At 57.8% G+C, this 24,878-nt stretch carries 22 protein-coding genes; 13 read left to right on the plus strand and 9 right to left on the minus strand.

Translation table 11 applies throughout. The annotated features are described in order from the left end of the window. The first annotated feature begins 16 nt into the window (after positions 1-16). From IEW06_RS18645 to IEW06_RS18655, 3 genes are all read left to right on the plus strand, one after another. On the plus strand, positions 17-466 hold the full coding sequence (locus IEW06_RS18645; protein WP_188548739.1) for a hypothetical protein: 450 nt from the start codon (positions 17-19) through the stop codon (positions 464-466). 58 nt (positions 467-524) lie between these two features. After that, positions 525-2,282 (plus strand): DUF885 domain-containing protein, encoded by a 1,758-nt coding sequence (locus tag IEW06_RS18650; protein ID WP_187731377.1) that lies wholly within the window; start codon positions 525-527, stop codon positions 2,280-2,282. A gap of 106 nt (positions 2,283-2,388) precedes the next feature. Further along, positions 2,389-3,534 (plus strand): AMP-binding protein, encoded by a 1,146-nt coding sequence (locus tag IEW06_RS18655; protein ID WP_187731376.1) that lies wholly within the window; start codon positions 2,389-2,391, stop codon positions 3,532-3,534. Positions 3,535-3,538: 4 nt separating this feature from the next. Here the strand turns inward: IEW06_RS18655 and IEW06_RS18660 are convergent, their stop codons facing one another. Then, a complete protein-coding gene (locus IEW06_RS18660) occupies positions 3,539-5,686 on the minus strand; it encodes an FUSC family membrane protein (RefSeq protein WP_188548740.1) in 2,148 nt (715 codons plus the stop codon). Between the two features lie 362 nt (positions 5,687-6,048). Further along, a complete protein-coding gene (locus IEW06_RS18665; RefSeq protein WP_187731374.1) occupies positions 6,049-6,750 on the minus strand; it encodes a hypothetical protein in 702 nt (233 codons plus the stop codon). Between the two features lie 287 nt (positions 6,751-7,037). On the opposite strand from IEW06_RS18665, the gene IEW06_RS18670 reads away from it, so the two are divergent. The 5 genes from IEW06_RS18670 (at position 7,038) to IEW06_RS18690 (ending at position 10,837) form a co-directional block, all read left to right on the plus strand. After that, entirely contained in the window at positions 7,038-7,520 is a 483-nt protein-coding gene (locus IEW06_RS18670; RefSeq protein WP_187731373.1) for an ABA4-like family protein, read from the plus strand. 2 nt (positions 7,521-7,522) lie between these two features. Continuing rightward, the gene (locus IEW06_RS18675; protein WP_187731372.1) at positions 7,523-8,401 is read left to right on the plus strand and encodes a hypothetical protein; all 879 of its coding nucleotides are present in this window, start codon (positions 7,523-7,525) and stop codon (positions 8,399-8,401) included. Between the two features lie 57 nt (positions 8,402-8,458). Further along, complete coding sequence (locus IEW06_RS18680) at positions 8,459-9,487, plus strand: sensor histidine kinase (protein WP_187731371.1); 1,029 nt, start codon at positions 8,459-8,461, stop codon at positions 9,485-9,487. Positions 9,488-9,518: 31 nt separating this feature from the next. Beyond that, positions 9,519-9,977 carry a DoxX family protein gene (locus IEW06_RS18685; protein WP_187731370.1) on the plus strand — a complete coding sequence of 153 codons (459 nt, stop codon included), beginning with the start codon at positions 9,519-9,521 and terminating at the stop codon, positions 9,975-9,977. Between the two features lie 68 nt (positions 9,978-10,045). Further along, positions 10,046-10,837, plus strand: coding sequence for a LytR/AlgR family response regulator transcription factor (locus IEW06_RS18690; protein WP_223284422.1), 792 nt, complete (start codon positions 10,046-10,048; stop codon positions 10,835-10,837). Between the two features lie 37 nt (positions 10,838-10,874). On the opposite strand, the gene IEW06_RS18695 is transcribed toward IEW06_RS18690, so the two are convergent. The 5 genes from IEW06_RS18695 to IEW06_RS18715 form a co-directional block, all read right to left on the minus strand. Next, positions 10,875-11,675 carry a LytR/AlgR family response regulator transcription factor gene (locus IEW06_RS18695; RefSeq protein WP_187731369.1) on the minus strand — a complete coding sequence of 267 codons (801 nt, stop codon included), beginning with the start codon at positions 11,673-11,675 and terminating at the stop codon, positions 10,875-10,877. 180 nt (positions 11,676-11,855) lie between these two features. After that, positions 11,856-12,920, minus strand: coding sequence for a sensor histidine kinase (locus tag IEW06_RS18700; protein ID WP_188548741.1), 1,065 nt, complete (start codon positions 12,918-12,920; stop codon positions 11,856-11,858). A gap of 69 nt (positions 12,921-12,989) precedes the next feature. Continuing rightward, positions 12,990-13,661 (minus strand): DUF2306 domain-containing protein, encoded by a 672-nt coding sequence (locus IEW06_RS18705; protein WP_187731366.1) that lies wholly within the window; start codon positions 13,659-13,661, stop codon positions 12,990-12,992. A 71-nt stretch (positions 13,662-13,732) separates the two neighbouring features. Continuing rightward, positions 13,733-14,416 carry a hypothetical protein gene (locus tag IEW06_RS18710; protein WP_188548742.1) on the minus strand — a complete coding sequence of 228 codons (684 nt, stop codon included), beginning with the start codon at positions 14,414-14,416 and terminating at the stop codon, positions 13,733-13,735. A 145-nt stretch (positions 14,417-14,561) separates the two neighbouring features. Continuing rightward, the gene (locus IEW06_RS18715; protein WP_188548743.1) at positions 14,562-16,805 is read right to left on the minus strand and encodes a TonB-dependent receptor; all 2,244 of its coding nucleotides are present in this window, start codon (positions 16,803-16,805) and stop codon (positions 14,562-14,564) included. A gap of 235 nt (positions 16,806-17,040) precedes the next feature. Between IEW06_RS18715 and IEW06_RS18720 the strand changes: the two genes are divergently transcribed. The 4 genes from IEW06_RS18720 to IEW06_RS18735 all read left to right on the plus strand — a co-directional run bounded on the left by IEW06_RS18720 (position 17,041) and on the right by IEW06_RS18735 (position 21,294). Further along, complete coding sequence (locus IEW06_RS18720) at positions 17,041-17,541, plus strand: hypothetical protein (protein WP_187731363.1); 501 nt, start codon at positions 17,041-17,043, stop codon at positions 17,539-17,541. A gap of 176 nt (positions 17,542-17,717) precedes the next feature. Beyond that, entirely contained in the window at positions 17,718-18,935 is a 1,218-nt protein-coding gene (locus IEW06_RS18725) for a Gfo/Idh/MocA family protein (RefSeq protein WP_187731362.1), read from the plus strand. A 441-nt stretch (positions 18,936-19,376) separates the two neighbouring features. Then, positions 19,377-20,810: an amidohydrolase family protein gene (locus IEW06_RS18730; protein WP_188548744.1), complete on the plus strand. Its 1,434-nt coding sequence runs from the start codon at positions 19,377-19,379 to the stop codon at positions 20,808-20,810. A 34-nt stretch (positions 20,811-20,844) separates the two neighbouring features. Beyond that, positions 20,845-21,294, plus strand: a complete 450-nt coding sequence (locus tag IEW06_RS18735; RefSeq protein ID WP_187731358.1) for a GNAT family N-acetyltransferase — start codon at positions 20,845-20,847, stop codon at positions 21,292-21,294. Positions 21,295-21,318: 24 nt separating this feature from the next. Here IEW06_RS18735 and IEW06_RS18740 read toward each other — a convergent pair whose 3' ends face one another. Then, positions 21,319-21,750 (minus strand): EamA family transporter, encoded by a 432-nt coding sequence (locus IEW06_RS18740; protein ID WP_187731357.1) that lies wholly within the window; start codon positions 21,748-21,750, stop codon positions 21,319-21,321. Positions 21,751-22,211: 461 nt separating this feature from the next. Between IEW06_RS18740 and IEW06_RS18745 the strand changes: the two genes are divergently transcribed. Further along, a complete protein-coding gene (locus IEW06_RS18745) occupies positions 22,212-24,341 on the plus strand; it encodes a T9SS type A sorting domain-containing protein (RefSeq protein WP_187731356.1) in 2,130 nt (709 codons plus the stop codon). Between the two features lie 83 nt (positions 24,342-24,424). Here the strand turns inward: IEW06_RS18745 and IEW06_RS18750 are convergent, their stop codons facing one another. Beyond that, entirely contained in the window at positions 24,425-24,667 is a 243-nt protein-coding gene (locus IEW06_RS18750; protein WP_187308830.1) for a hypothetical protein, read from the minus strand. Positions 24,668-24,878: the final 211 nt, after the last annotated feature.

Here is a 24,878-nt window from a genome sequence, read left to right on the forward strand (position 1 = left end):
CTACGCGGCCGAAGGCATGGCAGACCCCACATACGACGAAGCTATGCGGCGCATTCGGCGCATGCACTGGCTGCACTACCCCACACAGGCGGCCGTAATGGCTGCTTTAGTATTGGCCGCCAGCCGCCGCACCGCCAGCTCGGGCGCCGTAAATCCGCAGATTGCGACGTGGCCCGCGCTGTTGCTGCTGGGGGGCTTATTGGTGGTGGTAGGCGTGCTCGTTTACCTGGTTTCCGCTCAGATCAAGCCGAACCTGCGGCGGCCGGCGGCCGAGAACATCCGCCTGTACAAAAGCCGCGTCTTTCTGCGCAACAGCTTACTAGGGCTGACGGGCCTGCCGCCGTTAGTTACTTTCACCATCACCAGAAGCCCTCTTGATTTGGTTTTCTTTGGGTGTTTGCTGCTGGCGCTCTGCGTGGTAATGGCACCCTCAGCCAAGACGTATCAGCGGTGGCTGATTAGGTAGCTCTACATTTACGGTCTCTGCTTACCTACCACAAGGCTCACCCCCTAACAGATTATTTATGAGAGTTCCGGTACTCTTCACTTTCTCCCTCCTGCTCGTCACGGGCGGGCTTCGAGCCCAACAGCAGCCAGTCCAGAAAGAGATAGCGGCTGCCCTGGCGGCAATCAAGGATTTTGAGAAGCAATCGTGGAAGCGCGACAGCAGCAGCAACCAGGTATTGCGCTCCCGGACAGAAAGCAGCTTTGCAGCCAAAGGCCGTTTCTACCAAAAAATTAACGCCCAACTAAAGGCGATTAATCAGAAATCATTGTCTTTCGATGACCAGATTAACCTGGAATTATTAAGCCACGATGTGCTGGATGAATTGGCCGAATATCAATTCAAATCCTACTTAAATCCCATCCAAACCGATGCTGGTTTTCACGCTACACTGGCCTCAAGAGGAAACACCATTATCCATTCTAAAAAGGACGCTGAGCAGTACCTTATTTTATTAAAAGACATTCCGCGTTTCGTTGATGAGAACCTGCAATTAATGCGGCTGGGTATTGCCGCCGGCATTACCCAGCCGCGAGAAGTGCTCAATGGCTATGAAACCAGCTACACCCAGCACATAGTGGAAACGGCTGAGCAATCGGTGTTCTGGAAGCCGTTTGCGACAAAGCCAGCCTCAATTTCCGAGGCCGACTGGGCAGCACTGCAAACCACTGCAAAAGCCGTTATCAACAAGGATGTAACGAGCAGCTACCGAAAAATAAAGACGTTTTTTGATCAGGAGTATTTGCCCAAAGCTCGCCCTACGCTGGGCGCCTCGGGGTTTCCTGATGGTCGGGCTTATTATGAGGATCGGGTGCGGCACTTTACCACCACCAATCTTACTTCGGAACAGGTGTATCAGCTTGGCTTAAAGGAGGTAGCGCGGATAAGGGGTGAAATGGATAATGTTATCCGCGACGTAAAATTTAAAGGCAACTTCAAAGAATTCATCGCCTTTTTGCGCACTGATCCGCAGTTTCAGCCAAAAACAGCGGATGCCCTACTGAAGGATGCGGCCTACATTGCCAAAACCGTGGAGGGCAAATTGCCTTCGCTATTTGGTAAGCTGCCCCGGCAGCCATTCACAGTAGTGCCCGTCCCGGAATATTTGGCCCCCAATTATACTGCGGGGCGGTATTCGCGGGCGCCTATCAGCAGCACGCGGGCCGGTGAGTACTGGGTAAACACGTCCAATCTGCCGAACCGTACGCTGTACACGCTTGAGTCATTAACGCTGCACGAAGCCGTGCCAGGTCATCATTTGCAGATTTCCTTAACCCAGGAATTAACCGGTTTGCCCGAGTTCCGCAGAAATAGCTACATCAACGCCTTTGGCGAAGGCTGGGGATTATATAGTGAATACCTGGGGCACGAAATGGGTTTTTATAAGGACCCGTACAGCTTATTTGGCCGACTGACTTATGAAATGTGGCGGGCCTGCCGCCTGGTGATTGATGTAGGTATTCACTCCAAAGGTTGGACAAGGGAGCAGGCCGTGGCTTATCTGGCAGACAATACAGCGCTTTCGCTGCACGAAGTGAACACCGAAGTCAACCGCTACATTTTGTGGCCTGGGCAGGCGCTGGCCTATAAGATGGGCGAACTAAAGATCAAGGAAATGCGCCAAAAGGCTGAGGTAGCGTTGAAAGACGACTTTGACATTCGCGCTTTTCACGACATGGTGCTTTCCAACGGCACGGTTACGCTATCCATTCTCGAGAAGATGACGGATCGGTTTATTCAGGAGCAGCAGGGGAAGATCAAAAAGAAGAAGAGTTAAGAACGATTTATGCCACAGTTACTCGGCCACTTTAGGCAGCTCCAGGCATTATCCGTATGCAGTTATGGCTCTTTACAAACGTTTGCCGCGCTCCTCTGCTTTGCCCATGCCTGATACTTCCCTCCTTCCCGATTCCCTTCTCCTCAACGGCCGCGAGTTTCGCTACGCCGACATCAAGCAATACCCCGCCGATAGTCCCGTAGATCTGAATGGCTACGAGGCCAAGGTGCTGGACTTCTGCCGGCAGTGGCTGAATGGCACGCTGGAATTTGGCCTCCAGACCTCCGGCTCTACCGGCGAGCCCCAGCGGATACAGCTGCGGCGGCAGCAGCTCGCGGCTAGTGCCCACCGCACCGGCGACTACTTCGACCTGGGGCCCGGTGACCGGATGCTGGTGTGTTTGAACTGCGAATATGTGGGTGGGCTGATGATGCTGGTGCGCGGCCTGGAGCTGAATCTGCACCTGACCATCGTGGAGCCTCACGCCGACCCGCTGGCCCTGGTGCCGCCTGGGGCGGCGTTCGACTTTGCTTCTTTCGTGCCGTTGCAGCTGCGCACGGTGCTGGAGAATGGGCACGCGGCGCGGCTCAATAAAATGAAGGCTGTTCTGGTAGGCGGCGCGGCCGTGGAGAGCGGGTTGGCGCGGGCCGCCCAGGCCCTCACGGTGCCCGTGTATCATACCTACGGCATGACCGAAACCGCCTCCCACATTGCGCTGCGCCGCCTCAATGGCCCCGATGCTTCGCTGACCTACAAAGTGCTTCCCGGCATTCATGTGGAGCAGGACGAGCGCGGCTGCCTTGCGGTGCGCGCCGACGTTACCAATGATCAGCTTATTGTAACCAATGACCAGGTGCGCCTGCTGCCCGAAGAGCACGCGTTTGAGTGGCTGGGCCGCGCCGACTTTGTCATTAACTCCGGGGGCGTGAAGGTGCAGGCCGAAAAGGTGGAGCAGGTGCTGGAAGTAGCGCTGGCGGAACTCAATTTGCCCCCCAGACGCACCTTCGTGACCGCCCGGCCCGATGAGCGCTTGGGTGAGCAGGTAACGGCTTTTCTGGAAGGCGCCCCGCTATCGTCGATGCAGAGCGAGCAGCTCCTGGCGCTGCTCACCGAGCGTCTGGGTCGGTATGAGCGGCCCCGCGAGCTGGTGTTTGTCCCGCAGTTTGAAACTACGGCATCCGGCAAGCTGGACCGGCGGGCAACGCTGAAAGCAGCGCTGGCAGCCGGCGGCGCGGGCCGCGGTAATCAGTGAGTGGCTACGCCAACACCGCCTCCGTTACCCGGCTGATATCGCCGCTGACTTTCTGAATAAACTCCAGCTGCTCCAGCACCTGCCGGTCGTCGGCGGTGGGGGGCTTTTCTGCGCGCTCCGCCGGGGCGGCAGGTAGCGCGGGCGCTGATTCAGGGGGCGCGGCGGGAGTCAGCTTTTGCAGGCTGGTGGTGAGGGCGGCCAAGGCCCGGCGCAGGGCGCGCTGTACTTCCACGGAAGGCGCTAGGGACGGCTGGGCCCGCACGGCGGCACTCAGGGTGGCGATATTGGAGGACAGAATATGGTTGAGCACCACAAACTGATGCACATCCTCGCTGCGCTGCTGCTTGCTTTTGGGCTCGGACAGCATGCGCTGAAAGGCCGCCGCCAAGTTGGCCGAACTCACGTACACTTCCTTGCGCGCCAGTCGGTAAGGAATAAAATCGGGGGGCCGGCCGGCGAGGCTTTCCGCCAGCTGCTGCAGGTAGCGCCGGTTGGCGGACAGCACCCGGCCCATATAGTCGCGCAGCTGCTCCGACTCCCAGTTGGGAAACAGCAGGTAGCCCGCCGTCAGGGCAATGACGCAGCCGACCACCGTATCCAGCAAGCGCTCCTGGGCCACGGCCAGGTAACTCCCGCCCAGAAAGCTAAGCATGACAACCACGAAGGACGTGATGAACGTGACGTAGGTAAGGTAGTGGCGGCGCTGAAAGCTGAACGACAGCACCATCAGAAGCAGAAGAAAGGCAAACTGCAGAGGCTGGCTGGTGATGCTGACCAGCAGTAGCACCCCCAAAAAGCCCCCCAGCAGCGTCCCGATGATGCGCTCGTAGTTGCGCTTCTTGGTCAGGCTGAAGGCGGGCTTGAGCATGTATACCGCCGTCATCACAATCCAGTAGCTGTGGCTGCCAGCAAACACCAGCTTGGCAACAAGGAATGCCACCCCGCTGGCCAGCAGCACGCGCACGGCGTGGCGAAAAACGGCCGATTTAAACGTCAGGTTGCTGCGCAAAACGCCTAACCCGTAGTCCTGATGCGATACGAAGCGGCCGTACTCCACCTCCGTGGTGCGGCGGGTGGGCGCGGGCGCCGGGGCATTGAAGTAGCCCAGCACATCTTCCAGGCGCTGAACGAGGTTGCGCAGATTAACGAGCAGCTTTTTGAGCACCAGCGTACGAACCTCCGGGTGCTGCTGGCCCACGGCCTCTATGTGAGCCTGCAAGTGCTCCAGCTGCTGACTGTGGTTGGCGCGCGCATGAAACGCGCGGTTGGACTGCATGGCCAGGCTAATCGTGTCCAGCTCCTCGGCCAGCTGCTCAATCATGCGGCCTACTTCCGCCAGCACGCCCGTGGTTTGAAACTGCGTCCGCAGGGCCGCATAGTCGTAATACGTGGTGGTAATGTGCTCGTACAGGTCGACCACGTCTATGAAGGTGAGCAGGAGCCGGCGACTCTCGGGCGTGGATTCGCGCACGATCTGCCGGGTTTTGAACAGCAACTCGCGCACCGCTTCCTGCTTTTCACTTACCACTACCTGTTGGGCCACCAACTGGCGGTAGCTCCTGTCTAGGTCGGTATGGGCGTGGTAAAAGTTTGCCTTTATTCGAAGAAACTGAGCAATAGCGTGCACGCATTCGCCGATGGCCTGCTGGGCCGGCCGGTAGGGCCACACGCGAAAAATCAGCAGCCCCAGCGCCATGTACCAAATGCCCCCCAGCAGGGTCAGCAGGCTGTGCGTGAGCACTTGCGGGGGCGTAAGCGGCCGATCCATGTTCAAAATCATGATCAGCAGCGCCGCCGAGCCGAGCGCCGCCGCCCGGTTGCCATAGACGTTGAACATGGTAAACAGGAAGCTGAGCACCAACACCTCCAGCCCCATCGTCCAGGGGCTGAGCCGGGCAAAGCCAGTAAGCAGCGCCACCAGGAATATAGCCAGATTGCCGTAGAGCATGCCATTGCGCTTGTGCTTTACCGGCCCCGGCGAGTCGATCAGGCTAATGCACAGCGCCCCAATGGAAAGGGAAATGCCCGTTTCGAGCTGCCCAAGCTGGCCCAGCACCAACGGCGGCAGCAGCACCGCCAGGGTGATGCGCACGCCATCCGAGAAATCCTGGCTGAATAAGAAATACTGTATTTGACGAGTCGCATTATTCATGGGGCAAGGGTGCGGCGGGACCAGGCTAGCGCGGCGGAGCGAAGAAAAGCCCTAGTTACGCAGCCGGACACCTTTACGCAGAATACGAATCCGGGAATAACTGCGCGGCGAGCCGCCGGCCGCTAGTACCCGTGGGCAAACAGGCGGCCTGGCCGCTACAGAAGTCTGCATGGAGTAGCTGGCGGCGCCCAAAAAAGCCCCCCGAGGACAATTCGGGGGGCTTTTTTACTTTATAAAACCAAGAAAGGAACACGGTAGCGGTTACGGAGGCGGCAGCCGACGTAGCCGCGTAGGCTGAGCGTCTGACTCCCTCTCTCCTAGGGGAGAAGGGGATAGGGGTTGAGGCAGCCAGAAGCTATATTCTACTTTTGCCAGTCTTCGGCGCGCAGCCCATCTTGGGAAAGGAGCCTCTGCCGGCCTCTCATTATCTTGTACAAATCACCCAGAAACAGCTTTACCCGACCGTAGAAGATGACGCCGCTCAGCTCATCTTCCAGCTTGTCGTTGATAAATAGCATCTGGCGGTAGCCAGCGCCCCCGCCCAGACCCAGCCACTTAAACACCCGATAATGGCTGACGATGGAAGGCTCCAGAATATAAATCTGGTCTTTGTCGGAGCGGCGCACTTGGCCGTTGGGGAGTTCATAGCGGGAGTAAAACTTACCCAATCCAATCTGTACGGGCGTGCTCAGCTCCCAGCGCGGGTTACCGATGAGCACATATTCGCCGTAGCCTACCAGGTAGCGAAAACGCAGCTCATCGCGGGTGTTAGGGGGCAAATCGGGGGGCAGTGGAGCATCGGTGGGCACGCCGCCGCTGAGCAGGTACACGCCCAGGCCGGCCCGCAGACGCCCATTAAATTCGATTCCGCCTTTCAACCCATTGATACCGACCACCTTGCCATTAAGCAGCGAGAAGCGCTGGTCGAACTGAAACACCGGGCGGCGGTGGGTTTGCCGCACGAACGCACTGTCGGGCACCACGGCCGCGTGCGTTGCGCTGGCCGCGTGCGTGGCAAGTGCCGGTTTCAGCAGCAGGAGCAGCAGGAGTACGAGCTTATTCACAGGCTAAAAGTACGCGTCCACCAGGCAGAAATACGTGAGTGGAAGGATGGCCAGCCCACTTGCCCCGGAGTACTTTAATTCAACGCAGGTATCATCTGTGGGTTATCGGTCGATGGAAAGCCAATAAAAAAAGCCCCCCAGCTGGGTTTCCCACATTTGCCCCAGCCCACAGCAACGGTTCACCACAGAATATTGCCGGTTCACCCGGCGTGGGGTCGGCTTCGCTTGGTTAGGGATTTCCTGGGGTAGAAATCAGGGGTAGTTTAGTAGAAATAAAGCTCTCTGCTATGCTTACGCCCACTACCTTGTTCTCCGTTGCCAACACCGTAGCCATGCTGGGATGGGCCTTGCTGCTGATTGCGCCGCGCTGGATGGTTACGCGCCGCCTGGTGCTCAGCGGGGTATTGTCGCTGGGGTTGGCTGTGGTTTATGCCGTAGTCATTGGGGTGCATTATGCGGGGCCGCAGGGCAGTGTGGGGGGCTTTTCTTCGCTGGCTGAAGTTGCGCTGCTTTTCCAGGATCCGTGGGCGCTGCTGGCGGGCTGGGTGCATTATCTCTGCTTCGATCTGGCCGTGGGCGCGTGGTCGGCGCGCGATGCGCACCGCCGCGGAGTGCCGCACCTGCTGCTGATTCCGTGTCTGCTATTCACCTTTTTGCTTGGGCCAGTAGGGCTACTGCTGTACGCCATCGTGCGCCGCTTTTACCCGCTGAATTTGCCCCCCAGCCCCGCCCCAGCCCTGGATTCTGTTCGTTCATCTTATTCGTCATAGGTATGAAAACGCTCCTCTTCGCTTCTGGCAACTCCGCTTCATTTGTCCCCCGCCGTCCGCTGCTCCTGAGTTCGGGCCAGGATCTGCGCGAGTGGCTGGTCATTCTGCACCGCTGCAATCCTGTATTGTCGTGGGCGGGGTGGCTGAGTGCGGGATTGGCCCTGCTTGCCCTGGCGCTGGTGCCGTTTGATGAGCGCGTGGTAACGGGCCTCAACGTTTGGTTCAAGCCCCTCAAGTTCTCGCTTTCCAACCTTATCTATTTGTGGACGCTGGGCTGGCTGCTGGCCGATTTGCCGGCGCCTGCACAGCGGGCCGTGCGCCTTATCAGCTGGGGGGTAGCCATCAGCATGACGGTCGAAATTGCGGCTATTTTCCTACAGGCAGCCCGTGGCACTACTTCGCACTTCAACAATAGCTCCGTCTTCGATGCGCTGGTATTTGCCGCCATGGGCCTGTTTATCGCCATCAATACCCTCTTGCTGGTGTGGGCCTTGTATCTGATGCTGCGCCACCGGCCTTTTGGTTCGGCTGGGTACGTGTGGGGCATGCGGCTGGGGCTGCTGCTGTTTTTGCTGGGCAGCGCCATTGGTGGAGCCATGATTGGGCAAAACGCGCACACCGTAGGCGCTCCCGATGGTGGCGCCGGCCTGCCCGTGCTGGGCTGGAGCACCCGCGCCGGCGATTTGCGCGCCGCCCACTTTCTGGGTTTGCACGCTTTGCAGGCGCTTCCGTTGGCCGGTTGGCTGCTGGCCCGCGCGATGCCTAGTTGGAAGACTGGTGCCCAAACAGCGGGGATTTTTGCTTTCGCGGCGCTCTACGCCGGTGGGGTGGCCCTGCTATACTGGCGGGCGCTGAGCGGTCTGCCGCTGCTTTCGCAGTAAGGGAAAGTGCGTAAGTTGCCGCCAGGCCCACGGGGGCCAAAACCCACGCCACCCACCATGCAAGACCGTCAGTTGCTGCTGTTTGGAATTCCGATTGTAAGTCTGCTCATGCTGCTTCCCGAGGCCGACTACGCTTTTCGGTCTGTTCCGGTGTTCCTGGTCAGCTGGCCGATTTCGCTTGTTTACACGCTTACCATTTGGCTGGGAACGCGCGCTATCTGGCAAGGGCTTATTCGCCGGTTTCCTGATGTGGGTCAAACATCGGTGCGCATCTGGTGGCTGGCCGCTGCTTGCCTGCTCTACGCTAGTTTGGCCACCGTTTCCATCACCGTCGGGCTCACACTTTTGCTGCCCACCGAACTATTTGGGGTGCTAAGTGCCGAGCGAATTTTCGTGCAAGTACTGCTGAATCTGGTGCCTACTTCGGTAGTGCTGCTTGTGTACGAAAGCCACCATTTTTTTCAGAAGTGGGAGCAGAATGTGCGCCATGCCGAGCAGCTTACCCAAGCCGGGGTACAAAGCCAGCTCGAAGCCCTGCAAAACCAGCTCGATCCGCATTTTTTGTTTAACTCGCTCAATACGCTTTCGGCCCTCATTGAGCCTGGCAATGCGGCGGCCCAGGAGTTTGTAGAGCAGCTAGCCGATGTGTACCGCTACGTGCTGCTCAGCCGCGAAAAAGTAACGGTGCCGCTGGCGGAGGAGCTGGCTTTCGTAGACACGTATGTGGCTCTGCAAAAAGTCCGCTTTCGCGATAACCTGCGGGTTGAGCAGGAGATTCCACCGGTGGCGCTCACTTGGCACGTGGCTCCCCTGAGCGTGCAGTTACTGGTGGAAAATGCGCTCAAGCACAACGTCGCCTCGCGCGAAAACCCGCTGGAGCTCCGCCTCACCGCCGATCCGGCCACCGGGTATTTTACAGTGGAGAATATTCTGCGACCAAGGCTGGCGGGGCTCGTGCGCTGCACCGGCACTGGCTTGCGCAATGTGCAGCACCGCTACGAGCTGCTGCATGCCTCTCAGCCAGTAGAAATCAGCACTGAGAATCAGCGGTTTCGGGTGCGGCTGCCGCTGCTGGGGCCTCGCTGAGGCAGGGCTTTTTTCTTTTACAGCTATCGGTATGAAACCATTATTTGTGTTGCTCGCCATGTTCGGTCTGTTGGCTGGCGGCACGTATATCCTGCATGGCAGCCCAAATTATGTCTTCGCCGGAAACGGAGCCATGGCTGCCATGCTGCTGTTTACAGGAGTGGCGCACTTTGCCTTTACCAAAGGGATGATGCAAATGCTGCCGGACTTTCTGCCCGCCAAAAAAGCATGGATATTGGCAACCGGCGTGCTGGAGCTACTGGCGGCAGTGGGGCTGCTACTCCCAGCGTTTCGCTGGCATACGGGCTGGTTACTCATGGCCTTTTTCGTCCTGATTTTGCCCGGCAATATCATTGCGGCTCAACGCCATCTGAACTACCAGACCGGCACCTTGGATGGGCCAGGGCCTCGCTACCTCTGGTTCCGCATTCCGCTCCAGCTGTTCTTTATTGCCTGGACGTGGTATTTTGCCTTAGCTCTGCCTTTATAGCTCGCTGCATTTCTCCAGGAGGCCTATTTTATCCCCTATCCCCTCAATTATCTAATTCATTAATCCAGATGCCCCTCAAGCTATCCATGACCGTTCTGGTGCTCGAAGATGAATACCCGGCGGCGGAGCGCCTCCAGCGGCTACTCCACCAGGCGGCGCCGGAGGCCAAGGTGGTGGCGGTGCTGGATAGCGTGACGGCCGCCCTGGCGTGGCTGAAGTCAAATTTGCCCCCCGACCTTATTCTGGCCGATATTCACCTGGCCGATGGATTGAGTTTCGAGCTGTTTGAGCGCACCGTTGTACGGAGCCCTGTCATCTTTACCACCGCCTACGACGCCTACGCCATCCGGGCTTTCAAGACCAATAGCATCGACTATTTGCTGAAGCCCATCAAGCTGGCTGAGCTGGAGGCCGCCCTCCGGAAGCTGGAGCAATGGCGGACGCCTACTGCGCCGACCCCACCCGACGCGGCCCAGCGCCTGGAGCGCCTGCTCGACAGCCTGCCCCTCCCCAATCAGCCCTACAAATCGCGCTTTCTGGTGCGCAGCGGGGAGCAGCAGCTGCCGCTACTCGTCGGGCAAATCGCCTGGTTTCAGAGTCGCAATGAAGTCACGACGCTCGTGGCGCTGGATGGCCGCCGGTTTGTGGTGGACTACACGCTGGAGCAGTTGGAAGGTCTGCTCGACCCTAGGCAGTTTTTCCGGCTTAATCGGCAGTTTGTGGCGCATTTGCAGGCGGTGCAGCGCCTGCACCCTCATTTCAACGGCAAGCTGAAGCTGGATTTGGCCCCCAGCCCCACTGATGAAGTGGTGGTGAGCCGGGAGAAAGCCAGCGTATTTAAACACTGGCTGGAAGGCTGATGCAGCGGGTCCGAACTTGGGCTGGGGGGCAAATTTGCTACCTGTCCAGCCACGCTTTGAAAGCCGGCACCCGCTCACGACTTACCAGCACAGGGCCCTCGGGGCAATGCTGAAGCACGGTTTGCAGGCGGTAGTTGGTGTAGTGAATAATGTCCTGAATGGCGCTGGCCTGGGCAAGATACGTGCGGTTGAGGCGGAAGAACTGGCGCGGGTCGAGCAGGCTTTCCAGCTGCTCCAGCGTGTAGTCCACCACAAACCGGCGGTTCTCGCGGGTTTGAAGCAGCGTGGCTTTTTCGAGGCTGAAAAAGTACGCTATCTGCTCCGTGGCGATGGTTTTGAGATGCTCCCCTACTCGCACCACGAATTGCTCCTTGTAGGTGGGCCGGGGGGTTTGCATCTGCTGTAATACTTGCACCAGCAAGGCCGGATCGAAGGCCGTGGGCGCGGCCGCATGAGTGCTGGCGCGCCGCTCGCGCAGCTTTTGCACGGCCGCTTCCAGCTCTCCGGCATCAATGGGTTTGAGCAGATAATCCACGCTGTTCACCTTGAAAGCCCGGATAGCATATTGGTCGTAGGCGGTGGTGAAGATAACCGGACAGGGCACCGTAGTCTGCTCAAACAGCTCGAAACTCAATCCGTCGGCCAAATGAATATCCAGAAACAGCACGTCGGGCGCAGACTGCAATGTAGCGAGCAGCACCTTGGCCGCCGCCACCGATTCGGCCGTGGCCACTACCTCCACCGCCGGCTGCTGCCGCCGCAGCAGCTCCGTGAGACGCCGGGCGGCCAGGGGTTCATCTTCGATGAGGAGGGCACGAAGCGCAGGGGAAGTTGACATGAGTTAATCGGTGTTTTTGGGTGCTCTGGGGGGCTTTTTTCGTGCTGGGTAGAGACGCAATATCTTGCGTCTAATGGTCGCGGTCGTTGGTCAGCTTAAATCTACCTACTAATCAGCATGAGTTGGCTGCTGGCTAAGTTCAACGATAGGACACAAGATATTGCGTCTCTACACCCTGAATTAGCCTATTTCTAACAACGGCAGCGTCACGACAAACTCCGTGGCGGTGGGCTGAATGAGTAGGGGCTGCCTGGTTAGAAAAGCGTAGCGGGCTTGCAGGTTGCGCAGGCCCAGGCCGCTAGTTTCTTCGGGGCTGAGGCGGCGCGGCCGTAGCGTGTTGCGTAGGGTGAGCTGTCGGGCGGGCAAGTTCAGCTCGAAGCCGATATGCAGGGGTTGCTGCTGAAGCGCCACGTTGTGTTTCAGTGCGTTTTCCAGCAACAGCTGCAAGCTCAACGGCGGCACCATCAGGTTCGGCGGCACGCTGTCGGGGTCGGGCAGCTCAGCCTGCAAGGCCTCACCGTAGCGAATGCGCTGCAAAAAAAGATACGCTTTGGCAAACTCCATCTCATCGGCGAGCGGCACCACTTCCCGGCCACGGGCATCGAGTACGTAGCGGTACACCTGCGACAATTGCCGAATGAAGCGCACGGCCAGCTGCGGCTCTTCCTCTACCAGCGAAGTAAGCGCGTTCAGGGCATTGAACATGAAGTGCGGATCGAGCTGCTGACGCAGGGTTTCGGCCTCGGCCTGCGCCATTTCCTTTTGCAAACGCTCGGTCTGCACCACGGCCTCGCGCCAGCCCAGCAGGAACGACCGGCTGTGCATAAACATGGAAATCAACGCCGTGATGACCAGCGGAAACAGGTAGCCGTCTATATATTGAGGCGAGACCAGCAAGGCCGGATTTTGCCCCCTGTACAGGATATAGCCCAGCCGCACGAGCACGATAACCACCAAAGAGCCCCCCAGCGACACTAGCAGCGTAAGCGCCAGCCGCTTGGCTGGGGCCTGCTTCCATCTCACGTACCGGTCTAGCCAATCCACGGAGTAGCCATTGGCCAGCCACAGACCCGTGGTGTAAATGGCCGTCAGCACGAAGTTTATGGTCAGCTCCCGCGGATTGTCCAAGCATTTCAGACAGGTAAGAAAGCTGATAGTCACGGAAAGCAACAGCAGCGTCAGAAGAATGCGCAGCCAGGCCCGGGTGGCTTGTCTGGGGGGCATTGTGGGATTGTGTGCGGACATAGAGCAGGCGGGGAAACCAGGCTCAACAAGCGTGGTAGCGCTGGCAAGATACGGGCTGGTAGACAAGGGCTAGAAGGAGCGGTTAATGGTGATTAAATCGGGCTTAGAAGCGTCTGGACGCAACGCATAGTAGAGCCCAAAGCCCAGCACTAGTGTCATCCCCACCACCGATGGCCCAAACTGGCTATATGGCTTGTATTGTGGTAGCACTGTGCCTGTGAAGGCTGATACCAAGGCAAAATAGGCGCTTATCATCTTCCAAAGATGGTCGTAGCGCCACAAGGTGCGACGCCATAGTGGCACAAAGCGGAAACGCGCCAAATCATACAACGTCATGACTACTAAGGCACCTAGGGTCGAGTAAATAATGCCCGGCGTCCAGACCAGCTCAATGGCTTTAAGGCAAAACACCAGCACTACACTACTCACTAAAGCTCCGGCGGCCACCCACCCATCGAGGCGGGTAGGGCCAGTCGCGCGGGTGCGCACCGCCCGATACCCCGACCACGCCTGATACACGCTCAGCAGCACAATTCCGACCAGGTAGCCGCGAAAATCGAACACCGCTAGGCCAAGCACTGCTGTGAGCAACACACCTGCGGTTGCCGCCAAAAACCAGCGGCCGAAGCGGCGGTGACTTGCTCCACCCTTGCGCCCCGCCATCGGCACGAGGCCAAGCAACATAGCCAGCGTGCCGCAAACGATGTGTAAGCCAATGTTGAACTGATGCAGCAGGTCCATGATGGCAGAAGTTACGGAGAGAAACTGAGTACACCCGGCGCCGCTCTCAGCCGCGCCAGGTGTACTTAGAGTTATTGCTTAGCAGCCTGCGCGCTAGCGGCTTGTTCATATGCCTTCAACCGGCTTGTTAACTGCCGTTCGCCCCAGCTGGGTGCTAACGGGCTGCTGGGCTGAAAAGCAGCAAACCGGGCTTTCGCTTCCTCAAAAAGTGGCTTAGCAGCCTCAGGGCCGCCCCCAAACATCTTGGGTGTAAAGTAGACGTTGTTGCCGAGCACCAGATAGATGCGTGGGTTAGCGGGGTTTATGCCTTTAGCCTGCCCAAGTACCTCACTCACCATGCGCGAGTATTTGCCCGAGCGGTCCATGGGTGAAATACCTAGCCGTGCCTGGTAGATGTAGCCTTGCAACACCAGCAGCTCCGATTCGTCGCCGCGCAGCTTGCGGGCCTGGGCTAGCGCAGCCTCGGCCTGGTCGAGGTACTCGTCTTTGGTGTCGCCGTCTTCTTTGCTTTGAAAAGCGGTAATCAACAGGCCGTACGCCTGATAATAGGCGGGCAGCCAATCAGTGGGTGCGGCGGTGGCCGCTCGCTCAAATTTGCTTACAAGCTGCCTGAGTTGAGCAGGGTCGCCGGTGCTGTTTAGCTCCATAATGGTGGCTGCCATCATGTCGGTGTAGCCGGCGGGGGCGGCGGTTTGTTGGGCGGTAGCGGAGAAGGAAGCAGCCACGAAGGCCAGCAGGAAAATGAACGTTTTCATGGTTTGCAGAGGAAAAATGAAGTGAAAAAACTGTGTAGTGGAGAGCTTGGGTCAAAGGTGGACCCGCGCCGAGAGGAGAAAAATTTTGTGTTACTGAAGCGTCGGTTGAGCCGGATGAAGTGCAGAAGTGGGCGGATGAGGCTAGCTACTCCGGCGCTGTATCGATATCGGCCGGGCGCTTTTTGTTGATGGAGATAAGCAAGGCCACGAACACCATGCGCGGCGCCGATGGTCGCAGGGCCGTGCCGGAATACAGGCCATTCGCATCGGGGGCAGCGGCGTAGCGGTAGCCAAATACATTCTCCCGCCCCAGCACATTGGTGCACGACACGTGCACGATCGTCAGGTTTTTCCAGAGCGTGGTGAGGTAGCTGGCATTCAGGCTGAAATCTTGGAAGCTGGGCAAGCGGCCCTGGTTGTAGCCGCCAGCCTCATTCGGATTGTGAAAGGTGCGGGGGCTATTGTAGGTGTAAGTGGCGCCTACCTGCGTGTGCAGCTTCGCCAGCCAATATTTGCCCACTACCGATAGGTTGTGCCGCGCGGCAAAGGTGGGCACGGCCAGCACGGGGTCGAGGCGCTGCTGCCGGCGCGTATCTAGGAAGCCGTAGCTCACCCAGTAGTCGGCATTCTTGAGGGTTTTACGGTCGCGCCACAGTATATCTACTCCGTTGGCGTAGCCGCGGCCCGTGCTGCGGTACGAAGTTGGGTCGAAGGGCGTAAGCGGGTTCTGGGGGGCATTTTCACGGAAGCGCACGAGCTGGGCGTAGGTTTTGGCGTAGGCTTCTACCCGCAGCGTGCGGTCATCGTGGCTGCGCAGATACGTAAGCTGAAAGTGCTGGGCCCGCTCGAAGCGCAGCCGCTCCCGATTCTCTGCCCTGATCAGTAGGTCGCTGGCGGGAGTTTGGTAGAAATAGCCCCAAGCCCCCGAAAGCTGCGTTTTTTCATTTACCTGATACGCCAGCGCCAGGCGCGGGGCAGCATTCCAGCGCTGCAGCACGCCGGAGTATTCGGCGCGGCCGCCCACCCGGCCCACAAGCTTGTTGCTGAAAGCAACGTCAGACTCAGCAAACGTGGCCAAGCGCCGCTCCGAAAAGCGAAACATAGTATCCTGGGGGGCAAATTCGTAGCCCTGCTGGTTGCGTTGCACCAAGCCTTCCACCCCAAGCTTCAGATTCCAGTAGGAGCTGGCCGAGTCGTTGGTGAGCACCATGCGGCCTACTATCGACTGCTCCAGCTCGCGGCGGGCCTGGTCGCTTACTTGGTGGGTTTGCGTGTCGCGGACGGCAATGCGGGCCGTTTGCACATCGCGCGTGGCCGCCGCGCCCGTCTGCACCGACCAGCCCCGCCGCAACGGACTGCGAAAGGTGGTATTTAAGTACACATTGTTCGCCTCCAGGTTCACGGGCCGGCCTCCCTCCCATTCGGCCTCCGGCTGCCGCACCCCCATGCGCTGCTGATTCAGCGCGCCATAAACTTTCACCATGCCCGCCGCCCCCGTACGCTGACGCAAGGCCACCGAACCGCCCGACGATTGAAACGCCGTGAGTAGCCGCTGAGGCACCACTCCAAAGTAGGGTCGCATGTTCATATAATCGCCCGTCACGGCCACCGATGAGCGCTCGTAGCGCTGCTGGTGCGACAAACTCAGCGCCCCAAGCGAGAGCAGCGAAATACCCGTCTGGGTTTCGGGGGCCAAATCTTCGGACTGCAAGGCTACAATTGCCGACAGCGCCTGCCCATACTCGGCCGAGTAGCCGCCCGTGCTAAAGGCCATGCCCTTGAACAGCATCGGCGAAAAACGCCCCCTGGCCGGCACGCCGGATACGCTGGCATTATAGGGGCTTTGCAAAGGCACGCCATCCAGATATTGCCGTGTTTCGCCGGCCGCGCCGCCGCGCACAAAAAGGCGGCCTTCTTCCCCGTTGCGGGTGGTGCCAGGCATCGTGTTCAGCGCGCCCGCCACGTCGGCGGAGGCACCGGCCGTCGTTACCACGTCGCGGGATGAAAAGACCGTGTTGCGCTTGTCGCCGCCAGCTTCAAACGTGCCGGAAGTAATGGTTACGGCCCCGAGCTGATTGCGGGCTTCTTTCAGCGTGAAGATGAAACGCTGAGGTTTGCCGTCGAGTTTCACCATCTGCTCCTGAGGCTGATAGCCGAGCAGCGTAACCACCAGCGGCAGCGTACCAGCCTGCCGAGTATGGAAGCGAAAGTGCCCCAAGGAGTCGGTGCTGGCGCCATCGAAGGTCGTTTTCAGGAATACGTTGACGCCGGGCAGCCCCCGTCCGCCTGGGTCGCGGACGGTACCGCTGAGCGTGGTGGGGGCCGTTTGGGCCGCGAGGTGGCCAGCCGTAATCAGGAACAGAAGCAGCAGAAGCAAGATGCGTTTCATGAGGGTAGCAGCGAAGTGATGACCAAAAGTCGTCGGCTGCTAAGCCCGATGAAAAGAAAGGTTGCCGAAGTGTCGGATAAGCCGGATGAAGCGTGCGGCAGCCCGGCAGCGCGGAGCCGGACGCCTGCCCGAACCCAACCTATAGCAGGGATTCGCCGTTGAAAAAACTCCTTTCCATGGGAGCAAATATTCCCGATCTTCCTACTCCATTCTCACTCCCTAACCCCGATCTGCCATGGCATACACTGTAATTGGCGTGTTTGAAAACGCCGACGTTGCGAATAAAGCTCTCCACGCGCTTGTCGGTCATGGCATTGGCCGCGAGTATATCGACGTGACCGCGGCCGATGTCAACCAGGATAATCCCACGGGCGAATTTCCTGAAAACGACGCTTTTCACAACTTCTTCCGGGCTGTGTTTACGGGCCACGAGCACGATGTGCGCGACCACTCGGAAGCCGCTCGCCGGGGCACCACGCTCACCATTCATGTGCGCACCCGCCATGATGCCGAGCAGGTGCAGGCGCTCCTCGATCAGCACGGGGCGGTAAATGCCTCTGAATACGCCCGGCGCTACGTGGCGCAGCACGGCGGCGTTCCGCTGTCGGCCCATGGCCCTGCCCCATTTCCTCACCCAGATCCTACGGTTCCGGCAGCTCAGCCTGTCGCGACGAATACCACCTTGCGCAGCCGCATCATCGACCGGCCACTTGACGACAACGAGCGCCTGCGCTAACAATCATTTGCTATCCATCACAGAGGGGCAGCTGCGCAGTCAGCTGCCCCTTTTTGTTACTTCTTTCTTACCTACAAGTTTAATTTTCTGTTTACAAGATCATCGTTGTTACCAGCCTGTTAGCGCAACCCGGCGCTGGCTGGCGAGGTAATGCTACCATACCCCAACTCTCTGCTATGAAAACCTACGACGATATCTCCTCTTCTTCTGCCAGCGCTTCCGCCTCGCGCCGCGACTTTCTGCGCCACGCCTCCCTGGGTCTGGGGGGCATTTTGCTGGGTACTTCGGGGCTGGCTGGCTCACTTACCGGCCTGGAAGCAAGCAGCTTTGGTCCGGCCAGCCTGGAGGCGTGGCAGGCGGGCAAGCAGCTGAATGTGGCACTGGTAGGACTGGGCAAATACAGCACCGGGCAGCTGGCGCCGGCCTTGCAGGAAACCAAGCTGTGCCGCCTGGCCGGCATCGTGACGGGCTCGCCGGAGAAAGTGCCGGTGTGGAAAGCCAAGTATAATATCCCCGACAAAAACGTCTACGACTACAAGTCGTTCGACCGCATCATTGACAACCCCGATATTGATATCGTGTACGTGGTGCTGCCCATTGCTATGCACGCCGAATACACGATCCGGGCCTTGCAGGCGGGCAAGCACGTGATCTGCGAAAAGCCGATGGCCATGACGCCCACCGAGTGCCGGCAGATGATAGATGCCGCCAAAAAAGCGGGCAAGAAATTCAGCATCGGCTACCGCCTGCACTTCGAGCCCCACAATATGGAAATGATGCGCTTGGGTCAAAAGGAAATCTACGGCCCGATCAAGCGCTTGGTGGCCGACAATGGCTACGTGTTCAACAACGATACGCCCTGGCGTGTGGACAAGGAGCTAGCGGGCGGCGGTCCGCTGGTCGATTTAGGTATTTACTGCGTGCAAGGCGTGGTGTACACCAAAGGGCAGATTCCGGCCTCCGTTACGGCGAAATTTACGCCTAAGCCCAATAATGGCTTGTTTAAGGAAGTGGAAGCGGGCGTAAACTGGCAGTTCCAGTTTGCCGATGGCTCCGTGGCCGATTGCCGCACCAGCTACGCCGAAAGCCTACCCAACCGCCTACAAGCCGAAGCGGCCAAAGGCAAGTTTGAGCTCTCACCGGCTTTTGGCTACGGCGGCATCAAAGGCACTACCAGCAAGGGCCCGATGAACATACAGAACGTGAATCAGCAGGCTCTGCAAATGGACAACTTTGCCGATTGTATTCTTAACAACAAACCCACCCGCGTGCCCGGCGAAATGGGCCTGCGCGATGTGCAGCTCATGGCCGCAATTTACCGCGCCGCCGAAACCGGACAGAAAGTATCGACCAAGGACGTGCAGAATATTATTGACCGCACCAATAGCCGGTAGCCCGGGAGTAAAAAGCCAATAAATGCCCCCCAGACGGTCATGCAGCCCATCGCGAGGCATCCCGCGTGCTGCCGTTGCCAAGGCTAATCTTACCCAAAAAGGCGGTCATGCAGAGCACCGCGAAGCATCTCGCGTGCTGACACTGGGTTACTACTCCAGCTAAACACGCGAGATGCTTCGCGGTGCTCTGCATGACGAGCGGGTTTGGTTGGTTGATAGCAAATTGTAGAGATGCTTTGACCAGCGGATGCCACAGCAAGCAGGACAGTTAGTGTGGCAACATCAGCCCGCGAGATGCTTCACTTCGTTCTGCATGACGTTCGGGTGAGAGGCAATAGATTGAGGTGACGGGAAGCACTGGGGGCAAATTCCGCTACTTTAGCGGAGCCAATTATGGCTGAAATATCTCAGCCTCCTACTTCTCGCTGCGTCTCTGATTTTATGAAAATATCTATCCGCACCGCCGCCGTTTCGCTTGCCTTTTTTCTGACGCAATGTGCCGCAGTAAAGTCAGATAAAGCTGATTTGGTTATTACCCACGTCAATGTGATTGATGTGATAACCGGCACCGTGCAGCCCGATCAGAATGTGGTCGTATCAAACGGCCTGATTCAGCGGATAGAAAGCGCTGAAAAAGCCCCCCAGCGTGCTACCCAACGCCTGGATGGCACCGGCAAATACCTTATGCCTGGCTTGTGGGATATGCACGTGCATTTTCGGGGCGGCGACACGCTGACGGAAGCAAACAAGAACCTGCTGCCGCTGTATATGGCGCACGGAATCACCACCGTACGCGACGCGGGCGGCGACCTGACACCGGCCGTTTATGCCTGGCGCGAGCAGATTAACGCTGGCAAGCTGGCTGGCCCCCGAATCTTCACTTCGGGTCCTAAGATTGATGGTCCGGGCGGCACATGGCCGGGCTCTCTGGCAGTAGAAACGCCCGCCCAGGTAACCGTCGCGCTGGATTCCTTGCAGAAGCTGCGGGTAGATTACGTCAAGATTTATGAAAGCAAAATCTCGGGTGAAGCTTTCCTGAACGTTATTACCGAAGCCGAAAAACGCGGGCTCAAAACCACGGGCCACATGCCTTACACCGTCACGCTGCGCGAGGCATCAGAGCGTGGCCTCGATGCCAGTGAGCACCTGTATTATGTGTTCAAAGGGTGTTCGTCGCGCGAAGACAGCCTAACGGCCGCCGTCAAGCAGAGCCTGCTGACGCCCAAGCCGCTCGGCTTGTTTGCGGTGCTGCCCACTATCTACAAAACCTACGACCCGACGGTGGCAGCCGCCATGTTCAAAACCTTGGCGGAGCGAAAAACGGCAGTGGTGCCGACCTTATTCATTCAGAAAACGCTGGCCGAAATAACCGAGCAGGACCACGCCCGCGACACCATGCTCGCCTACATCGACCCCAGGATTCAGGCTACTTACATGGGCCGCTACAACAACGCGAAGCGGCAGCCCAAGGAAACCGTTGCATTTGGCAAAAAACTCTCGGCCAAGTTCATGTCGATGATACCGGAGATGCAGGCCGCTGGCGTCACCATTCTGGCCGGCTCCGACAGCGGGCCTTTTAACTCGTTTGTGTATCCGGGCGCGTCGTTGCAGGGTGAGCTGGAGCTGCTGGTGCGGGCCGGACTTACTCCCGCGCAGGCCCTGCGCACGGCCACTATCAACGGCGCTACGTTTATGGGCGTAGCCGATCAGTCGGGCAGTATCGGGGCGGGGAAATATGCTGACTTACTACTGCTGGCTCAGAACCCGCTGGCTGACATCAACAACATCAAAAAACTAGACGCGGTTGTCTCCCGCGGCAAGGTTTATTCGGCCCAGGACCTGTCTGAATCAGTAAAGAAAATCAAGCGTAAATAAGCACCAACCGGCCCAAAAAGCAGCAATACTACACATGACATTATCCTGGACCTGCAAGAAGTTTAACGACTTATCCTTAACCGAACTGTACGAATTGCTGCAACTCCGCAGCGAGGTATTTGTAGTGGAGCAAGCCTGTGCGTTTCAGGATATCGATGGCCAGGATATGGCGGCGTATCACCTGTTGGGGCACACGCCGGACGGAAAATTAGCAGCCTACGCCCGGCTTTTCGACGCGGGCATAGCTTACGAGGAAGTCAGTATTGGGCGGGTAATTGTCGCGCCTAAATTTCGGCGCTTTGGGCTCGGGCAGGAATTGATGCGGCAGGCAATTGCGCACTGCGAGCAGTATTTTGCCCCCCAGCCCATTAAGATTGGCGCGCAGCAGTATTTAGAGAGATTTTACAGCAGTTTTGGCTTTGTGCAGTGCGGCGATATGTACCTGGAAGACGGCATTCCGCACATTCCCATGCGCCGGTCTTAGTCGGGCCTGATTCCGCCGCATAATTTAGTTGGATGAGGGCTTGGCCAGCGCGATAAAGAGCGCGCCCGCAGCCATCAGTAATGCCCCTACAATTACCTGCCAGTTAATCTTTTCTTTCAGGAAAACGACGGCCAGAATTATAGAAAATACCAGCGACACTTTGTCGAGGGGCGAGGCGCGCGAGGCATCGCCAAGCTTAAGGGCCTGAAACGACAGCAGCGACGACACGCACGTCACGATGCCGGCTATTACCAGAAAGGTCATGCTGCGTCGGTCGATGCGCGATACATCCGGCAGATTGCCCTGATACGCAACCACGCTCCAAGCCACCAGCAAAATCAGCACCGACTGTATAGCGAAGGCCAGGCTGGAATCAACATTCTTGATGCCGGCCTTGGAAAGGGTAACTACCACAGCCGCCGACACGGCCGCTAACAACGAAAATACAATCCACATACACTTTGGCTTCGTCAAATACTCCGGCACTTACGCCTCCCCGGCTCCCTAGGCACGTCGGTCTTACCGGGCACTCCAGAGTACGGCGGTCAGGGGGCAAAGTTATTGAGTCACAGGCTCCATAACTATGACGTTGGACCTCGGGCCTTCCCGTGGCATGGTCAGTTACTGCGGTAGCTGAAGGTAGGTGTGGGGGCTTTTTAGAGGCCATCAAGGCCTAGCCCAACACGTGCAGCAATAAATTAATCTCAGGAATTTTACTACTCGACACACTAGCCATATGCGGCTAAAGTGCCTTTCATGCGCAGTAACTAATGGTTGAGGTTGAGCCTCGACTTATTTGTGCAAAAACCTCCTATAGACTAAAAAATGATATATAACATTTTTTCATTTCAATAATTATATAAGCTCCTCCTTAAGGCATCGCTTATTTTCTAATCCACTTACCTAACTATTCCAGCATGAAAAAACATTACCTGAAGCAGCTTTTGCTCGGCTCCTTAGCCCTTGCATTAGTTAGCGAGACCCAAATACTGGCTCAAGGCAAAAGCCCAGAAAGAGGCCTAGGCGTAGCCAAAAACAAGAAATCCAAGGTTTCTACCGATCTAGTGAAGGTGGCCGAAGACCAGGCAGCAAGGGCGCAGCGCTCGGCTCCCGTGATCAGCCAGGTAGAAGGAATTTCTGTAACGCCCGATGTTCAGATCTTTGATGGGTATGTTGTTATAGAAGCTACCTCAGTTGAAGGCAACGCAAGTGGACTATTACAGGAACTACAAGCTCAGGGCCTGAAAAACGGTGCCTCCTATGGGGTTATGGTTTCGGGCCTATTCCCAATTGCTAAGCTGGAAGGCCTAGAAGCGGTTAGCTCGCTGCGGTTTGTGCGCCCGGCTTACACGCCGGCCCGCAACATAGGTGCCGTAACCAGCCAGGGCGACGTATCACTGAAGTCGGACTTGGTACGGGCGAAGTACAATGTATCAGGGGTGGGTGTGAAAGTGGGTATCCTTTCCGATAGCTACAATAATCGGAATGGGGCCGCAGCCGGAGTGGCCAGTGGCGACTTGCCAGCCAATGTACAGGTACTCGAAGATTTGCCCAGCGGCGGCAGCGACGAAGGCCGCGGTATGGCTGAGCTGGTGCACGATGTAGCGCCCGGCGCCAACCTCGCCTTTAACACCGCTTTTCTGGGTCAGGCCAGCTTCGCCCAAGGCATCATACGCCTTGAAGAAGCCGGCTGCCGCATGATTGTAGACGATGTTGTCTACTTCGCTGAGCCGTTCTTCGAGGATGGTGTTATCGCGCAGGCCGCCGAGGAAGTGGTAGATCGGGGCTCCTCATACTTCTCATCTGCCGGCAATCAGGGCCAGCAATCTTATCAGGCTCCCTACGCCAATTCGGGCCTCACAGTGCCGGGCATTGAAGGTGCAGCCCATGCTTTTGGTCCTAATGATGTACGTCAGAGCATCACTATTCCGCCCCGCGGCTCGCTGACCATATCGCTGCAATGGACTGATCCATTTTTCTCGGCTAACGGCGTAGCGGGTGCCAAGACCGATATGGACATGTACCTCTTTCTCAACGGAACCCTCGTCAGGTCGTCGGCCGCCGATAACATTGCCAATGGCGACCCAGTTGAGATTATTGGCGTTACCAGCAATTCTACCCAGCCGCTCACTGTGGAGTTGGTTATTGTAAAATATGCTGGTCCCGATCCCAAGCTGCTGAAGTACATCAACTATGGCAGCACTCCCCGTTTTGTGGAGTACGACACGCAGAGCTCTACAATAGCCGGCCACGCCAACGCGGAAAAGGTTATTGCTGTGGGCGCTTCGGCTTATTTCAACACACCGCAGTTTAACCCCAATACACCGCGTCCGATCATCAATGGTTTTTCGTCTTTGGGTGGCACGCCGATTTATTTTGAGGATGGTGTAGAGCTGAAAAAGCCACAGGTGTATGAGAAGCCTGAAGTAACCGGCCCCGACGGCGCCAACACCACGTTCTTCGGCGCTGACACTCCGATTGATGCAGATGTTTTCCCCAACTTCTTTGGTACATCGGCCGCCGCGCCGCACGTAGCGGCGGTGGGTGCGCTTATGCTGGGCGGCGTAGTCGGCAATTTGCCCCCCATCCAAATCAAAAAGCGTCTGATTGACTCGGCGCTTGATATGGATAACCCGCTGACTCCTGGCGTTTTCGATACTGGCTTCGACCTCAAAACCGGCTACGGCTTCGTGCAGGCTGATGTAGCATTCGAAGAGCTGGGAAACCGCGTGAGAAGCGAATCGCTGACCGCAGTAGCCGCCGCCGATGCGAAGGTGGGCAGCACGCGCGCTGGTCTGCCCGCTGGCACCGAAGCCAGCGTATATCCTAACCCATCCACAGGCCAGGTGACCTTCAACGTATTAGCGGAGGAAAATCAGCCCATCAGCGTGGTGGTATCTGATTTGAGCGGCCGCGAAGTATTCCGCACCAAAGGCACGCAACGTCTGTCGCTGACCCAGAACCTGGGTGCACTACCCAAGGGCATGTATATCACCAAGTTTGAGGTAGCAGGCCGGTCCTCTTCCCAGAAGCTGGTGATTCAATAGCCCGGACACGAACCATCTTTTTTAATGCAAAAAGCGCAGCCAGTGGCTGCGCTTTTTTGTATGGTGGCCGCTGGGGGGCTTTTTTATACTTCGGGCAGTCGAATTCTTTCCAAATAAGCAGCCAGCCCTGCCGGGTGCTGAAATAGATGAATGAACAGGATGCGCTCTTCGTCCTGCACGCGCCACACTTCGGCGTAAAAATCGCCGAACGCATAAAGTTGCAGGCTAAAGCTATCTTGCTGACGCTCGGCCAGGAAATGCCCCCCTTGCCGCAGCAAGACGGCCTGATGGCCCATGGGTAGCAGTTTGAAGGCGGTAAGTTGCATAAAGTGTAATGCCTCAACGGACGATGCCGCAGCGGGGGTTCCAGGAGAGTACTTCAGCGGGCTGCTTTAAGCGTTGCGTCGCTAAATTTGCCCCCCAGGCCCCAAAATTAGTACGTTGCCAAAGACAACTACCAGTCTTACTTCACACGTACTGCCCAAACCGGATACTTCGCTCGGGCTGCACTAGTGCATCTGAGCTGATTTGGGGGTA

The sequence above is a fragment of the Hymenobacter qilianensis genome (genome assembly GCF_014638675.1).
Taxonomy (GTDB): Bacteria; Bacteroidota; Bacteroidia; order Cytophagales; family Hymenobacteraceae; genus Hymenobacter; species Hymenobacter qilianensis.

What these genes read in the sequence shown, in the direction of transcription:
- IEW06_RS18645 (WP_188548739.1), top strand. Translation starts at nt 17, where the DNA reads ATGGCAGACCCCACATACGACGAAGCTATGCGGCGCATTCGGCGCATG.
- IEW06_RS18700 (WP_188548741.1), bottom strand. Translation starts at nt 12,920, where the DNA reads ATGTCCGCACACAATCCCACAATGCCCCCCAGACAAGCCACCCGGGCC.
- IEW06_RS18655 (WP_187731376.1), top strand. Translation starts at nt 2,389, where the DNA reads ATGCCTGATACTTCCCTCCTTCCCGATTCCCTTCTCCTCAACGGCCGC.
- IEW06_RS18685 (WP_187731370.1), top strand. Translation starts at nt 9,519, where the DNA reads ATGAAACCATTATTTGTGTTGCTCGCCATGTTCGGTCTGTTGGCTGGC.
- IEW06_RS18710 (WP_188548742.1), bottom strand. Translation starts at nt 14,416, where the DNA reads ATGAAAACGTTCATTTTCCTGCTGGCCTTCGTGGCTGCTTCCTTCTCC.
- IEW06_RS18715 (WP_188548743.1), bottom strand. Translation starts at nt 16,805, where the DNA reads ATGAAACGCATCTTGCTTCTGCTGCTTCTGTTCCTGATTACGGCTGGC.
- IEW06_RS18740 (WP_187731357.1), bottom strand. Translation starts at nt 21,750, where the DNA reads ATGTGGATTGTATTTTCGTTGTTAGCGGCCGTGTCGGCGGCTGTGGTA.
- IEW06_RS18660 (WP_188548740.1), bottom strand. Translation starts at nt 5,686, where the DNA reads ATGAATAATGCGACTCGTCAAATACAGTATTTCTTATTCAGCCAGGAT.
- IEW06_RS18735 (WP_187731358.1), top strand. Translation starts at nt 20,845, where the DNA reads ATGACATTATCCTGGACCTGCAAGAAGTTTAACGACTTATCCTTAACC.
- IEW06_RS18705 (WP_187731366.1), bottom strand. Translation starts at nt 13,661, where the DNA reads ATGGACCTGCTGCATCAGTTCAACATTGGCTTACACATCGTTTGCGGC.
- IEW06_RS18650 (WP_187731377.1), top strand. Translation starts at nt 525, where the DNA reads ATGAGAGTTCCGGTACTCTTCACTTTCTCCCTCCTGCTCGTCACGGGC.
- IEW06_RS18675 (WP_187731372.1), top strand. Translation starts at nt 7,523, where the DNA reads ATGAAAACGCTCCTCTTCGCTTCTGGCAACTCCGCTTCATTTGTCCCC.
- IEW06_RS18670 (WP_187731373.1), top strand. Translation starts at nt 7,038, where the DNA reads ATGCTTACGCCCACTACCTTGTTCTCCGTTGCCAACACCGTAGCCATG.
- IEW06_RS18725 (WP_187731362.1), top strand. Translation starts at nt 17,718, where the DNA reads ATGAAAACCTACGACGATATCTCCTCTTCTTCTGCCAGCGCTTCCGCC.
- IEW06_RS18680 (WP_187731371.1), top strand. Translation starts at nt 8,459, where the DNA reads ATGCAAGACCGTCAGTTGCTGCTGTTTGGAATTCCGATTGTAAGTCTG.
- IEW06_RS18730 (WP_188548744.1), top strand. Translation starts at nt 19,377, where the DNA reads ATGAAAATATCTATCCGCACCGCCGCCGTTTCGCTTGCCTTTTTTCTG.
- IEW06_RS18690 (WP_223284422.1), top strand. Translation starts at nt 10,046, where the DNA reads ATGCCCCTCAAGCTATCCATGACCGTTCTGGTGCTCGAAGATGAATAC.
- IEW06_RS18720 (WP_187731363.1), top strand. Translation starts at nt 17,041, where the DNA reads ATGGCATACACTGTAATTGGCGTGTTTGAAAACGCCGACGTTGCGAAT.
- IEW06_RS18745 (WP_187731356.1), top strand. Translation starts at nt 22,212, where the DNA reads ATGAAAAAACATTACCTGAAGCAGCTTTTGCTCGGCTCCTTAGCCCTT.
- IEW06_RS18695 (WP_187731369.1), bottom strand. Translation starts at nt 11,675, where the DNA reads ATGTCAACTTCCCCTGCGCTTCGTGCCCTCCTCATCGAAGATGAACCC.
- IEW06_RS18750 (WP_187308830.1), bottom strand. Translation starts at nt 24,667, where the DNA reads ATGCAACTTACCGCCTTCAAACTGCTACCCATGGGCCATCAGGCCGTC.